This window comes from Pseudarthrobacter naphthalenicus, assembly GCF_029076445.1.
GTDB lineage: Bacteria > Actinomycetota > Actinomycetes > Actinomycetales > Micrococcaceae > Arthrobacter > Arthrobacter naphthalenicus.
Genome location: NZ_JARESG010000006.1, coordinates 158,636 through 171,198 on the forward strand (window position 1 = coordinate 158,636; position 12,563 = coordinate 171,198).

The window sequence follows — 12,563 nt, forward strand, 5'->3', positions numbered from 1 at the left end:
CGTCCTCCTGCAATAATCGGAACCGATAGTTGTCCGGGGCCGAGGAAGCCCCCGGTCAAACAGGACGCAATGTAAGTTCAGGCCCATCCCACCAGACGAGGCGGACATCCATGAAGGCTCCAGACCAGCAGTACGCTCAGTTCTCCGGAACCCAGCGTCCCCCGGGCGCCGGTGATACGGCCGAGCCTGCGTCTGTGGACCGGGACCTCCTCCGGCGTCTGGCGGACGCCCATGGTGTCGGCACGTCCTTCCACGGCTGGGACGGACTGCCGCACAGTGTCGCCCCCGGCACCCTGGTCAAAGTCCTCGCCGCGCTGGGCGTCAGGGCGGACACGAACGAACTGATCGAAGCTGCCCTGGCCGAGGCCGAACTGGCGCCGTGGCGCCGGATGCTGCCCCCCGCCGTCGTACTCCAACACGGCGAAACTCCGCTGGTCCCCGTCCACGTCCCGGACGGTGCCACCGCGAAGGTGACCGTGCTGCCCGAATCGGGTGCGGGCGAGCCCGTGGAGGCGGTCCAGCAGGATGTGTGGGTCCCGCCGCGCGATGTGGACAGTGTGCCCACCGGCCGGGCGACGTTCGCCGTACCGGAGGGACTGCCGCTTGGCTGGCACACGCTGCACGCCGAGTCCGACGGCATCACAGCCGAGTGCGCGCTGGTGGTCGTCCCGGCGCGGCTGAACACTGCCGATTCCTTGGTGGAGCGACGCGGCTGGGGCCTGTCCACGCAGCTGTACTCGGTCCGGTCGAAACGTTCCTGGGGCATCGGTGACTTGGCGGACTTGGCGGACCTGGCGGCCCTCAGTGGTGAACGCGGCGCGGATTATGTCCTGGTCAATCCCCTGCACGCGGCGGAGCCCGTCCCGCCGGTCCAGCCCTCGCCGTATTCACCATCAACACGCCGCTTCTTCAACCCGCTGTACATCCGGGTGGAAGCCATACCCGAACTCGCCTACCTGAAGCCGCGCAAACGCGCCACGATTGACAGGCTCCAGGAGCAGGTCCAGGGCCTGAACGCCGACGCCGAACGGCTTGACCGGAACGCCGTGTTCGCGGCGAAGCTCCAGACCCTGGAACTGCTCTACCACGCCCGCCGCTCGCCGGCCCGGCAGGCAGCGTTTGAAGAATTCTGCAGGAGTTCCGGGCCGGGCCTGGACGATTTTGCTCTCTGGTCGGCCATTCGGGAAGACCTTGCGCCGGAGGACCCGCTGTGGATGGACCCTGACTGCGCTGTGGGGTCACCGGCGGCCGAGGCGCTCAGGGAAAAGCTAGCCCACCGGATCGGATTCCACCGCTGGCTGCAGTGGATCTGCGACGAACAGCTCGAATACGCGCAGCAGACCGCGCGCCGGGCGGGCATGCGGCTGGGCGTGGTGCACGATCTGGCCGTGGGTGTTGACCTGAGCAGTGCCGACGCGTGGACGCTCCGTGGTGTCCTGGCGCCCGGGGTCAGTGTTGGTGCGCCGCCGGACATGTACAACCAGCAGGGCCAGGACTGGAACCAGCCGCCCTGGCACCCTGCACGCCTCGCGGAGGCTGGCTACGCACCGTTCCGCAACATGCTCTCCACCGTGCTCCGGCATGCCGGCGGCATCCGTGTGGACCACATCCTGGGACTCTTCCGCCTCTGGTGGGTGCCGGCCGGAAACTCACCGCGGGACGGCGCCTACGTCACGTACGACCACAACGCCCTGATCGGCATCCTGGCCTTGGAGGCCCAGCGCGCCGGGGCCGTGGTGATCGGGGAGGACCTGGGGACGTTCGAACCGTGGGTGCGCGACTACCTCGCTGACCGCGGCATCCTGGGCACGTCCATTCTCTGGTTCGAGAACGACGGCGACTCTCCGCTGCCGCCGGAGCGGTACCGTACGCAGGCGCTCGCCAGCGTCAACACCCACGACCTGCCGCCCACAGCCGGCTATCTTGCAGGGGACCATGTGGCGCTCCGGAGCAGGCTGGGGCTGCTGGAACGGTCCGAAGCCGAGGAACGGGCGGACCATGATGCCACCCTCGAGAAGATGATGGGGTTGCTGCGCGAACGCGGGCTGCTGCCTGACGGCGGCGTTGGCGACGACCACGGGAGCGAGGAGCGCACCATCGAGGCGCTGCACCGCCTCCTTGCCCAGACGCCGTCGATACTGCTCGGCGTCGCGTTGGTTGACGCGGTGGGGGAGCGGCGCGTGCAGAACCAGCCCGGCACCACCGAAGCGCTCTATCCGAACTGGCAGGTTCCGCTGGGTGACCCGGCCGGCAAGCCCGTGTTCATCGATGACCTCCCAGGCAACGCCAGGTTCAACTCGCTCCTCGCCGCAGTGTCGGAGTCATTGGGCAGGTAGGGCCCGGTACCGCTGGGGGCTGGCGGCCAGCCCCGGGCCGGGGCGAGAATGTGAGCAACCGGCCGGAAAGTCCTTCGGCGGCTGCACGGGAGGAAGCACATGGGCGACGGACCAGTACTGGTGGTGGGCGGGACCGGCATGCTGGGGAGCCAGGTTGTCAAAGAGCTCCTCGGCCGCGGTAAAAAAGTCCGGGCTCTGGTGCGGCCGGGGTCAGACGCCTCCCGGGTGGAAGCAGCCGGCGCACAGGTTGCCCGCGGCGACATGATGGATCCGGCGTCGCTGTCGCGGGCCATGGAGGGCGCCGACGCCGTCATCACCACGGCGGCCGGGTACACCCGGCACCGCAAGGGTGATACCAGTGCCACCGACAGTGAAGGCAACACCAACCTTGTGGAGGCGGCTAGCCGCTCGGGGATACGGCGGTTCGTCCTCACCAGCATCCTCACCTGCGACCAGACTCCTCAGGTGCCGCACTTCTGGCACAAGAAACTCGCGGAGGACCGTCTGGAGCACCTCGGTGTTCCGTTCGTGGCGCTTCGTCCGGGTGCTTTCCTGGACCAGGTCACCCGCTTCGGCGGGGACCCCATCGACAAGCGGCGGCTCATCTGGTTCGGTTCGGCCCGGATCCCGTTGACGTTTGTGCACACTGCGCATTTGGCAGATTATCTCGCCGCCGCCGTCGATATTCCCGGGATGGAAGGCCGGCGCGTCGATATCGGCTGGGACCGCGCGGTAAGCATGCAGGAAATTGCAGACATTGCGGGACGGCTCACTGGCAAGACCATTCGCGTCCGTTCGGTGCCCGCCGGTTTGCTGCGGGCCGCAGGGACAGTGCTGGCCCCGGTCAACCCGATGGCCAAAGACATGGAAGCCATGATCGACTGGTTCCAGACCGGGCGCTATGTTGCCGACACCACCCTGCAACAGCAGTTCTTCGGGACGCCTCCCACCGCCGAGGATGCCGTCCGCCGACTCATTTCCGATCTTGGGCATAGTCCTGAGTCCTGAGTTGAGAAGGGTTGCCATGGCAGGCTCTGTGGGCTGTGAATCCGCTTCCAGTGCAGTGTCCGTTGCGGCCATCGAGGACCGGCTGCGGACGGCCGGCTGTGTATTTGCCGAGGATGAGGCCCGGCTCCTGGTGGCCGCCGGGGGGTCTCCCGCTGACGTTGCCGCTCTCGTGGAGCGTCGGGTGTCCGGCTATCCGCTCGAGTACATTGTGGGGTGGGCAGAATTTGCTGGCCTGAGGATTGAACTCGACGCCGGCGTTTTCGTTCCACGGCGCCGCACCGAACTCATGGTCAACGAAGCCGTGGCGCTCTTGTCCAAGGATGCGGTTCACGGGTCCCCTGCTCGGGTGACGAGGCAGCAGATTCCCGCACGAGCCGCTGTTGTTGTTGATCTGTGCTGCGGGTCCGGTGCGGCCGGCGCTGCCATCGCGTCCAGGCTTGAACGGCTCGAACTGCATGGTGCGGATGTTGACCCGGCTGCCGTAGCGTGTGCGGCCCGCAACGTTGCGAAAGTGGGTGGGGCAGTTCACCAGGGTGATCTCTACGACGCCCTTCCTGCTTCCCTCAGGGGCAAAATTTCCGTACTGACAGCGAATGCCCCGTATGTTCCGACGGCTGAGATCGCTACCATGCCCCGCGAGGCACGGGACTACGAGCCTCTGCTATCGCTCGACGGCGGCGCGGACGGCCTCGATCTTCATCGCCGGGTGGCAGAGGGGGCCTCGGAGTGGCTGCGGGCCGGAGGGCATCTCATCATTGAAACAAGTGATCGCCAGGCCGGAGACACAGCATCCATCATGTCCGCTGCCGGACTCGCCGTCCGCATTGTCAGGTCAGAAGAACTCGACGGCACCGTAGCGGTCGGCCGAAAAGGCTAAGCGCTGCTCCCGGTTACTCAGTTCGCGTCTAACCGTTTGCGTTTAACAGTTTGCAGGATTGCGCCGGCAGGGGCCCATGCCGGCGCGGCAACGGAGTTACCCCTGCTCGACCCTGCTTATTCGCGTTGCCGGGGCGGCGGCGGGGGCGGTTTGAAGTACTGGTTTTGTCGGGGTCTTTGAGCCGGGTCGATGTGGCGTGGCGGTGTGAACCAGGGGGTGCCGTGGCCGGCTTGGATGGTCCACTGTTCTTTGTGGATGAGGTGGTGGTGATGGGAACACAGGAGTACGCCGTTGCTGACATTGGTTGGTCCGTCTTGTGACCAGTAGGTGATGTGGTGGGCTTCGCACCATGGGGCGGGGATGGTGCAGTTGGGGAAGGCACAGCCTTGGTCGCGAGCGGTGAGGGCGAGGCGTTGCGCGGCAGTAAAGAGCCGGTTCCTGCGGCCAAGGTCCAGGATTTCCCCGTGGGTGCCGAGGAGTACGGGGATGACATCGGCGTCGCAGGCAAGTTTTCTGATGGTGGCCGCTGCCACAGGCCCGGTGAAGACATAACTCCCGGTGCCTTGACCGGTGCCTTGACCGGTGCCTTGGCCGGCGCCCGGGGTGATGCCCGGGCCGGATGCGGGGCTGGCTCCGGCGCCAGGGCCAGCGGCGGACGGGATGTGGGGGAGGAGGTCCTGGTAGTTGATGGTGGCGAGGATCTGGGGTCGGTTTCCGCCGGCTGTGGGCAATTTGTCCGTGGTGAGCGCTGCCTTGAAGGCGGTGACGATCCCGTCGAGTTGTTTCTGGGAGCGGGTGCGCCGGTCAAGGTCCGGGCCGCTGCCCTCCCACGCGCTGCCGCCTGCACGTGCCCCGGCATCTTCCTGGCCGCCTCCAACGTTAGCTGCATCATTGCCGCTGGCCGCGTGGTCGGGCGCAGATTGGCGGGTGCGGGGGTTGGTGGCTGCGTTCATGATGGTGGCGAAATATTCGTATTGGTCAGTGGTGGCGAAGATTTCGAGGTGATGAAGGCCGTGGCGGGGCCGACGGATGAATACGCCCTGGGTGTGGCGAAGTGCTTCTTCGGTGGGTTCGGTGCCATCGGCATCGAGGGTATCGGCCCAGCGCCGGGCGACTCGGGCGACGAAATCCGGGTCGGCAGTAGCGGCTGTCCGGGTTAGGTCGTGTTCGATCCGGTGGAGGGTCTCGGCGGTGGTGTGGTGCTTAAGGCGGTCCAGGGTGGCGCTGATGATGGTTCCGGTCCGCGAGGACAATACCGGCCCGGGGCTTGCCGGCGCGGCGAGTTGGTTGACGTCTTCGGTGCTGGCTTCTGCGGTGCTGGCGGGTGCAAAAGCTGCGGCGAGGTGTTCGTGTGCCGGCGCAATCCGGTCCCCGGTGAGCGTGGTTTCGGGCAGGATGGCATGGGCGAGGTGGAGCCGCCGTTTGGCTTCGCCGAGCCCGATCCGCAGCCGGACTCGCAGGAACTCGGCGGTAGTTTTGCAACCGTCATCGGCAGGCGATGTGGGGACCGGTATGGCGGCAGCAGGCAGGGCGGGGCCGATGGCGGGCCACGCTGCGTCGGTTTCATTCAGGGTTTCGGTGCCGTTATCCCAGCCTGTAACCCAGGTCCTGGCAGCCCGGGTTGTTGCGGCGGAAATGATGGCCTGGGTGCGAGTGCGGTCCACAGTTCCGGCGGCGAGAATCTGGAGGTAGTCCACGGACCGTGAGAGCTCCTCGGCCTGGGCGGCGAATTCGGCGGCCTCGGCGTAGTCCGCCATGGCCAGTTGCCCCGGAACCGCAGCCAGCGCGGCACTGACTACGGCGATGGCGGTCGCCAAGCTCACGGGCGCCGGAACGGCGGCGCTGCCGCCATTCCCCATGAGCCGCTCCGTCAAAGCCTCCATAGGAATACTCTGCCGTAGGGGTCTGACATTATTGCCGGCGTCGAACCTTCCCGCGCAGCTCCCGAGGGTCAGCTGATTTGTACCGGCCCTTGTTCAGTGATCCCAGAGCCTTCGCCGGTTGGAGCTGTCCGGAGGCCACGGCTGAAGGCTCAGGCCGGAATGGTTTCGATCATCGACGACATCAGGGCGGACATCTTGATGTTCGTCACCACGATATTGAGGACGAAAACGGCGATCAGGACCCAGATGGGCACCAGTCCCCGCCCCCGGGCTACCTTCGCCATGATGACGGAGCGTCCGATGACATACACGGCGCTGCTGAGGAAGCTCCATGCCCAATGGAACGGCCTGACAACGCCGTCCCTGGTGAGCCCTTGCGAGTCGAACCACGCAAGCACAATTGAAGCCGCGTAGGCGGCAAAGCCCGAGAAAAGGAGCAGGAAATAGGCCGGAGTGAAAAGCGACCAAGGGTCCAGCGTCTGCTGCCGACCCACTCGGATGAATCTGAATTCCGGGGTCCAGAGCAGCAGAAGAACCGTGGACAGCAGGGGCAGCAGGGTGATGACCCAAATCAGCGGGTTGTAGACGGGGGCGTCACGCCTGAGGAGCGGACGCTCAGAGGTAAAACCGACGTTCGCATGAGGACCGCCGGGATAACCAGCCTGGGTGTAGGGGTTGGTCCCCGCGTAGGGGCTGGTAGCGGCCGGCCATCCCTGAAGGACCGGCTGGGCGGGTGTGCTGAACTGGTCGGTCCAAGCGAAACCGTCCCACCAGCGGAGCCGTCCAGTGCCGGCAGGATCCGTGTACCACCCCGGGGGTGCAGCCGGAATGTTGCCTGAAGTGCTCATGCGTACCCCCGAATATCCCGGCCGGCCCGTTAGGCCCCGGTGGTTGCCATCACCTGAGACGCCACCGGCCGCCGCGTCCCCCAAGGATCGCGACGGCCAGCAAGGTCAATTAGTTTTAGCACAGTTCCCGCAGGCCATTGTTCCCCTGCGGCGGCGGAGCCGTTCCGTACCCGTCAGAAAGACACAGGTCACTCCCGCCGGTGGTCAACGTTCGTGGCTGCGCCGGCAGGAGTGGCGCCACCCTCATCGGACCAGTCCTGGCCCTGGTTGTCGTTGAGGGCCGGGTCCGATTCAACATCAGAGGTGCCCAGGTTCACCGTTTCAGGGTGCGTGCTGTGGGCGGGGATGTGGTCCCCGGCGGCGCTGGTCTGGTCCCCGGCGGCGCCGGTCTGGTCCCCGGCGGTGCCGGACGCACTCTGTGGGGCGCCGGCGTCGGACGTCTTTGCCTTGCCGTTGCCGGACGCATCATGGTGAGCCGCGGACCCGATCATGGTGCCCGCACGGCGGGCCGCCTCGCCAAGTTGGTCGGCAACCCCGGGAGCCTTTTCCTTGATGGCCTCCGTGGCGGCGCTGACCTTGTCCTGGACGGGCTTACTGTCCCAGATGCCCGCCGCCCTTGACTTGAGTTTGTCGTAAGCTGCCCGTCCGGACCGGGATCCCAAGACGTAGCCTGCTGCAATGCCAATGCCCAAAAGAAGTTTCGATTTCATGATGAACTCCTGCCCGATAAGAAGGTGTCACGCTCCGGCTTGAATAGCCGGGGGAAAGAAAACCGGCCCAGGGAGGTGTCCCGGGGCCGGTTTTCAGGCCGGTAACGAAGTTAGCTGCGAGCGCTGCGCTTCGTGACCAGGCCGTAGATCAGCAGCACGATGATCGAACCGACGATCGCGAGCAGCCAGGTCTGGATCGAGAAGAAATCCTGCAGCGGCGCATTGAAGAGCAGGCCACCAAGCCAGCCGCCGAGGAACGCTCCGACTACACCGAGCAGCAAGGTGATGAAAATGCCGCCACCCTGCCGGCCGGGAAGGATCGCCTTAGCGATAGCACCGGCAATAAGGCCAAGAATCAGAAATCCAAAGAAGCCCATTTTTGTCGTTCCCTCTTCCTAAGTCAGGGAGGTGCCCGGATCCCGGGTACGCTTCATCCCTCTGCCTCAATACTAATCATGCTTAGTTTCTTTTCGCCACTCCGGATCCCGGTGGAGGGCCCGTTCAGGGCCGTTTAGTGCCCTGTCCGGTCTGAATCATTCCCGGCTCCCGGACCTTCGTCCAGGTCCGCAAGTTCCGCTAGATCCTGCGGGCTCAGGGCGAAGTCAAAGACCTCCAGGTTCTGCCGCATGCGCTCGGAATTAGCCGATTTTGGAATAACTACAAGTCCTTGCTCAATATGCCACCGCAACACCACCTGGGCAGGTGTTTTGCCATACTTCTCACCCAGTTGAGTCAAAATGGGCGCCTGTAAGAGGCTTGCTCCGGAACCTCCCAGCGGGCTATAGGACTCGGTGACGATCCCGTGCCGCGAATCGAATTCGCGATCAGCTGTGCGGGTGACGGCCGGGCTCAGCTGAATCTGGTTTACGGCCGGCACAACGTCCGTCTCGGCCAGAAGCCGTTCCAAGTGGGCTGGCTTGAAGTTGGAGACGCCGATGGACCGGGCTTTCCCCTCGGCCTGCAGCCGTTCAAACGTCTTCCAGGTGGAGACAAATTCGTCGCGTCCGGGGAGCGGCCAGTGGATAAGCAGCAGGTCCACATAGTCCAACCCCAAGCGGCTCAGTGACCCCTCAAGCCCCGCCACAGCCCGGTCCTGGCCCTGGAACTCCCCGTCCAGCTTGGTGGTAATGAACAGTTCGCCACGGTCGATTCCGCTGGCGCGGATGCCGTTCCCCACGCCCTCCTCGTTGCCGTATTTCACGGCGGTGTCGATGTGCCGGTACCCGGCCTCCAGGGCATGCACGACGGCGGTCGCCACCTGGCGGTCGTCCAGCGGCCAGGTGCCGAGCCCCAATTGCGGGATGGAGTGGCCGTCATTGAGCGTGATGAGCGGTGAAATTGTCATCACCCCAGTCTGCCCGCAAACAGGCAGTTGCGCAGCGCCCGAACGGGCCCGGAGCGCGGGTGGAAAAGGCCTAGCCCGCGCTCCGCGACCACCGGACCAGGCGGTCACTCAACTCCATGAATTTGTGGTCCACCACCTGAAGTTCAGGATGGGTGTCGTACCAATTGACGATCTCCCGGGCGCCGTCCGCAAAGGGGATGGTGGCCGTGTAGCCCGGAACCAGGGCCTTGATCTTGCTGTTGTCGAACACCACCGAGTGGGCCCGGTCCCCGAGCAGGCTCGGCCCAAGGTGAGGACTGTATGCGGTGCTCTGCGCGGCAATGGTTTCTGAAGCGATGTGGACGAGTTCCAGCTCGGAAACCCCGGCCGCACGGGCAAACAGGCCGTAGATCCGGTCCCAGGGCAGGTATTCGTCGGAGGTGATGGTGTAGCTGTCACCCACCGCCTCCGGCCTCCCCAGCAGCCCCAGGAAAGCCTTCGCGAAGTCCCGCGCGTGCGTCAATGTCCAAAGGGAGGTGCCATCGCCGTGCACCACGACCGGCCGGCCGGCGCGCATGCGGTGGATGTCTGTCCAGCCGCCGATCAGGCCAATCCGGGTGCGGTCATACGTATGGGAGGGGCGCACCACAGTGACCGGAAAGTCAGCGGAACGGTACGCCTCGAACAGCACGTCCTCGCAGGCGATTTTGTCCCGTGAATACTGCCAGAACGGGTTCTTCAACGGCGTGGATTCCAGGATCGGCAGCCGGGCGGGCGGCTTTTGGTATGCCGATGCTGTGCTGATGAAGACGTATTGGCCGGTCCGGCCGCGGAAGAGCTCCACGCTGGCCCGCGCCTGGTCCGGGGTGAAGGTGATGAAGTCGGCGACGGAGTCGAACGTCCGTCCGGCAAGTGCGCCCCGTACAGCCTCCGGGTCGCGGATGTCTGCCTGCAGCACTTCCGCGCCGTCGGGCACCGGTTTGCCGGACTGTCCCGCGGTTGAGGATTGTCACGCGGTGGCCGAGCACGACGGCGTGTTGGGCCGCTGCCGCGCTGATTACCCCGGTGCCGCCGAGGAAGAGGAGGTTCCGTGGTGCCGCAGTACCGGCGTTAGGGCCAAATGCCGTCACCACGCGTAATCCTCCGGAGCGGGTCGGTGGCCCGGGAAGATCACATCGAGTTTCTTGAGTGCTGCGTCATCGAGCCTGACATCCAAAGCACGGATGGCGGCGTCGAGCTGTTCCTGCGTCCGCGGACCCACGATCGGTGCGGTTACGCCGGGCTGGTGGAGCAGCCAGGCAAGGGCGACGTCCCCGGGTTCGTGTCCCAGCTCGTCCGCGAAGTCTTCGAACTGCTGGATCTGTTCCCGATGGCTCTTCAGCGTCTCCAGGGCCCGCCCCTCCATGCGCCGGACGCCGGCGCGTTCCTTCTTCAGCACCCCGCCGAGGAGGCCGCCCTGAAGCGGGGACCAGGGGATCAGGCCCAGCCCGTACTGCTGTGCTGCCGGAAGGACCTCAAGTTCAACTTCGCGGCGGATCAGGTTGTAGATGGACTGCTCGCTGACCAGCCCGGTGTAGTTCCGGCGTCGTGCCGCTTCCTGTGCCTGGGCGATGTGCCAGCCGGCGAAGTTGCTGCTGCCCGAGTACAGGATTTTGCCTTGCTGGACGGCGACCTCGATGGCCTGCCAGATCTCGTCCCACGGGGTGTCCCGGTCGATGTGGTGGAACTGGTAGACGTCCACGTAATCCGTCTGCAGCCGCTTGAGGCTGGCATCCAATGCTCGCCGGATGTTGAGCGCGGACAACCTGGACTCGTTGGGGCGGTCCGTCATGGTGCCGTACAGCTTCGTGGCCAGAACGGTGCGTTCCCGTCGCTCACCACCTGCGGCGAACCAGCGGCCGAGGATCTCCTCCGTCCAGCCACGGTGACCGGCGCCGCCGTACACGTTGGCGGTGTCAAGGAAATTGATGCCGGCGTCCAGTGCGGAATCCATGATCCTGTGAGCGTCGGGTTCGTCAGTGTGCGGGCCAAAGTTCATGGTGCCGAGGCAGAGCCGGGAAACTTTCAGGCCGGAACGTCCAAGATGGGTGTACTCCATGGGGTCCTCACTGTCCGGAGAGGGTTTCACAAGGTGCAGGCGCCGGGGCCTGCCGGACTGATCCGGCAGGCCCGGGCCGGTGTTCTAGAACTGCGTGAAAGCTGCGACGGCGGGGTCCGCACCGATGCGCGCACCCCGCTCGAGGGCGGTGATCGAGGCGATTTCGTCGTCGGTCAGTCCCAGGGACGTGGCTGCGAAGTTCTCGCGCATGCGTGCCGAGTCAGCTGACTTGGGAATGACGATGGTGCCGGCCGCAAGGTGCCAGGCCAGGACCACCTGGGCCGTGGTGGCATGGTGGGCCTGAGCAGCCGCCGTCACAGCATTTCCGTTCAGGTCCCCACCTTGGCCGAGGGGGCTGTAGGCCTCCACCGCGATCCCGAGGGCGCGGCTCTTGGCGGCCAGGTCCGCCTGCTGGAAGCTGGGGTGGAGCTCGATCTGGTTCACGGCCGGAACCACGTCGCTGGATTCGAGCAGCGTGTCCAGGTGCTCAGCCAGGAAGTTGGAGACACCGATCGCCCGGAGCTGCTCACCTGCGTACAAGTGCTCCATCTCCTTCCACGCCTGGACAAAGAGTCCCTGTGACGGAACGGGCCAGTGGATGAGGTAGAGGTCCAGGAAGTCCAGCCCCAGCGCCTTGAGGCTGTCCTGGAACGCGTCCTGAACCCGGCCCTGATCGCCGTTGCGGAGCTTGGTGGTGATGAAGAGTTCCTCGCGCGGAATCCCGGAAGCTGCGATTGCTGCACCCACGCCGGCCTCGTTGCGGTAGGCGGCGGCGGTGTCGATGTGGCGGTAGCCGGCTTCGAGGGCGTCCTCGACGATCCGCTGGGTGTCTTCCGGGGGCACCTGGAAAACGCCGAAGCCGAGCTGGGGAATGTTGACGCCATTATTCAGCGAAATGTCAGTCATGGATGACTCCTCTGTTGCTGCAAGGCTGCTTCCTGGGGCATGGCCGCACTGGAAGCCGCTTTCGGAAATGTTCCACGTACGAGCCTATGCACTTTTCCGGTTCGCGTCTGCCACAACGCCGCCCGCGGGCAGTCCGCCACAGGCGCCACACGTGTCTCACCCACTTCACGCGGCGGACGCGCCGGCGAGTTAAACACCGAGGCCGTTAAACACTGATGGCCGCGCCGGGGGCGCGGCCATCAGGTGTGCACATCAGCTCAGGGCGGACTCAGCCTTCGTGGCGGAAGCCCAGTTTGACCCGCACCTGCCAATCGGCGATTTTGCCGTCGGTGAGATGGCCGCGGATTTCCTTGACTTCGAACCAGTCAAGGTTGCGCAGGGTTTTGCTGGCTTCAGCGATGCCGTTGCGGACTGCTGCGTCAACGCCTTCTTCGGAGGTGCCAACAATTTCGGTAATGCTGTACGTGTGATTGGACAACTTCGCTCCTCGTGATCGCCGTCGATTCCCGGTTGCGGGCCGTCCTTGAACCCTAGTGGCGATTTCCGGGCGTGGCCATAGCCCGGGGCGTGGAG

The 12,563-nt window shown here is 65.4% G+C and carries 11 protein-coding genes and 1 pseudogene; 3 read left to right on the forward strand and 9 right to left on the reverse strand.

Going from position 1 to position 12,563, the window contains the following annotated elements:
* The first annotated feature begins 110 nt into the window (after positions 1-110).
* From malQ to PY310_RS08290, 3 genes are all read left to right on the forward strand, one after another.
* Positions 111-2,336, forward strand: coding sequence for a 4-alpha-glucanotransferase (malQ, locus tag PY310_RS08280; RefSeq protein ID WP_275213908.1), 2,226 nt, complete (start codon positions 111-113; stop codon positions 2,334-2,336).
* 99 nt (positions 2,337-2,435) lie between these two features.
* The gene (locus tag PY310_RS08285) at positions 2,436-3,344 is read left to right on the forward strand and encodes an SDR family oxidoreductase (RefSeq protein ID WP_275213909.1); all 909 of its coding nucleotides are present in this window, start codon (positions 2,436-2,438) and stop codon (positions 3,342-3,344) included.
* Positions 3,345-3,360: 16 nt separating this feature from the next.
* Positions 3,361-4,221, forward strand: a complete 861-nt coding sequence (locus PY310_RS08290; protein WP_275213910.1) for a putative protein N(5)-glutamine methyltransferase — start codon at positions 3,361-3,363, stop codon at positions 4,219-4,221.
* A gap of 116 nt (positions 4,222-4,337) precedes the next feature.
* On the opposite strand, the gene PY310_RS08295 is transcribed toward PY310_RS08290, so the two are convergent.
* The 9 genes and pseudogenes from PY310_RS08295 to PY310_RS08335 form a co-directional block, all read right to left on the reverse strand.
* On the reverse strand, positions 4,338-6,104 hold the full coding sequence (locus tag PY310_RS08295) for an HNH endonuclease signature motif containing protein (RefSeq protein WP_275213911.1): 1,767 nt from the start codon (positions 6,102-6,104) through the stop codon (positions 4,338-4,340).
* 149 nt (positions 6,105-6,253) lie between these two features.
* The gene (locus PY310_RS08300) at positions 6,254-6,952 is read right to left on the reverse strand and encodes a DUF2510 domain-containing protein (RefSeq protein WP_275213912.1); all 699 of its coding nucleotides are present in this window, start codon (positions 6,950-6,952) and stop codon (positions 6,254-6,256) included.
* A 188-nt stretch (positions 6,953-7,140) separates the two neighbouring features.
* Positions 7,141-7,662 carry a hypothetical protein gene (locus PY310_RS08305; RefSeq protein ID WP_275213913.1) on the reverse strand — a complete coding sequence of 174 codons (522 nt, stop codon included), beginning with the start codon at positions 7,660-7,662 and terminating at the stop codon, positions 7,141-7,143.
* A 110-nt stretch (positions 7,663-7,772) separates the two neighbouring features.
* Complete coding sequence (locus PY310_RS08310; protein ID WP_275213914.1) at positions 7,773-8,039, reverse strand: GlsB/YeaQ/YmgE family stress response membrane protein; 267 nt, start codon at positions 8,037-8,039, stop codon at positions 7,773-7,775.
* A 134-nt stretch (positions 8,040-8,173) separates the two neighbouring features.
* A complete protein-coding gene (locus tag PY310_RS08315) occupies positions 8,174-9,007 on the reverse strand; it encodes an aldo/keto reductase (protein ID WP_275213915.1) in 834 nt (277 codons plus the stop codon).
* A gap of 70 nt (positions 9,008-9,077) precedes the next feature.
* Positions 9,078-10,116 (reverse strand): annotated as a pseudogene (locus PY310_RS08320) (NAD-dependent epimerase/dehydratase family protein).
* Positions 10,113-11,084, reverse strand: coding sequence for an aldo/keto reductase (locus tag PY310_RS08325; protein ID WP_275213916.1), 972 nt, complete (start codon positions 11,082-11,084; stop codon positions 10,113-10,115). Before PY310_RS08325 ends, PY310_RS08320 begins: the two are co-directional and overlap by 4 nt.
* 84 nt (positions 11,085-11,168) lie before the next feature.
* Positions 11,169-11,990 carry an aldo/keto reductase gene (locus tag PY310_RS08330; RefSeq protein WP_275213917.1) on the reverse strand — a complete coding sequence of 274 codons (822 nt, stop codon included), beginning with the start codon at positions 11,988-11,990 and terminating at the stop codon, positions 11,169-11,171.
* A 268-nt stretch (positions 11,991-12,258) separates the two neighbouring features.
* Positions 12,259-12,468 (reverse strand): dodecin, encoded by a 210-nt coding sequence (locus PY310_RS08335; protein ID WP_275213918.1) that lies wholly within the window; start codon positions 12,466-12,468, stop codon positions 12,259-12,261.
* Positions 12,469-12,563 lie beyond the last annotated feature (95 nt).

What these genes read in the sequence shown, in the direction of transcription:
- malQ (WP_275213908.1), top strand. Translation starts at nt 111, where the DNA reads ATGAAGGCTCCAGACCAGCAGTACGCTCAGTTCTCCGGAACCCAGCGT.
- PY310_RS08285 (WP_275213909.1), top strand. Translation starts at nt 2,436, where the DNA reads ATGGGCGACGGACCAGTACTGGTGGTGGGCGGGACCGGCATGCTGGGG.
- PY310_RS08290 (WP_275213910.1), top strand. Translation starts at nt 3,361, where the DNA reads ATGGCAGGCTCTGTGGGCTGTGAATCCGCTTCCAGTGCAGTGTCCGTT.
- PY310_RS08295 (WP_275213911.1), bottom strand. Translation starts at nt 6,104, where the DNA reads ATGGAGGCTTTGACGGAGCGGCTCATGGGGAATGGCGGCAGCGCCGCC.
- PY310_RS08300 (WP_275213912.1), bottom strand. Translation starts at nt 6,952, where the DNA reads ATGAGCACTTCAGGCAACATTCCGGCTGCACCCCCGGGGTGGTACACG.
- PY310_RS08305 (WP_275213913.1), bottom strand. Translation starts at nt 7,662, where the DNA reads ATGAAATCGAAACTTCTTTTGGGCATTGGCATTGCAGCAGGCTACGTC.
- PY310_RS08310 (WP_275213914.1), bottom strand. Translation starts at nt 8,039, where the DNA reads ATGGGCTTCTTTGGATTTCTGATTCTTGGCCTTATTGCCGGTGCTATC.
- PY310_RS08315 (WP_275213915.1), bottom strand. Translation starts at nt 9,007, where the DNA reads ATGACAATTTCACCGCTCATCACGCTCAATGACGGCCACTCCATCCCG.
- PY310_RS08325 (WP_275213916.1), bottom strand. Translation starts at nt 11,084, where the DNA reads ATGGAGTACACCCATCTTGGACGTTCCGGCCTGAAAGTTTCCCGGCTC.
- PY310_RS08330 (WP_275213917.1), bottom strand. Translation starts at nt 11,990, where the DNA reads ATGACTGACATTTCGCTGAATAATGGCGTCAACATTCCCCAGCTCGGC.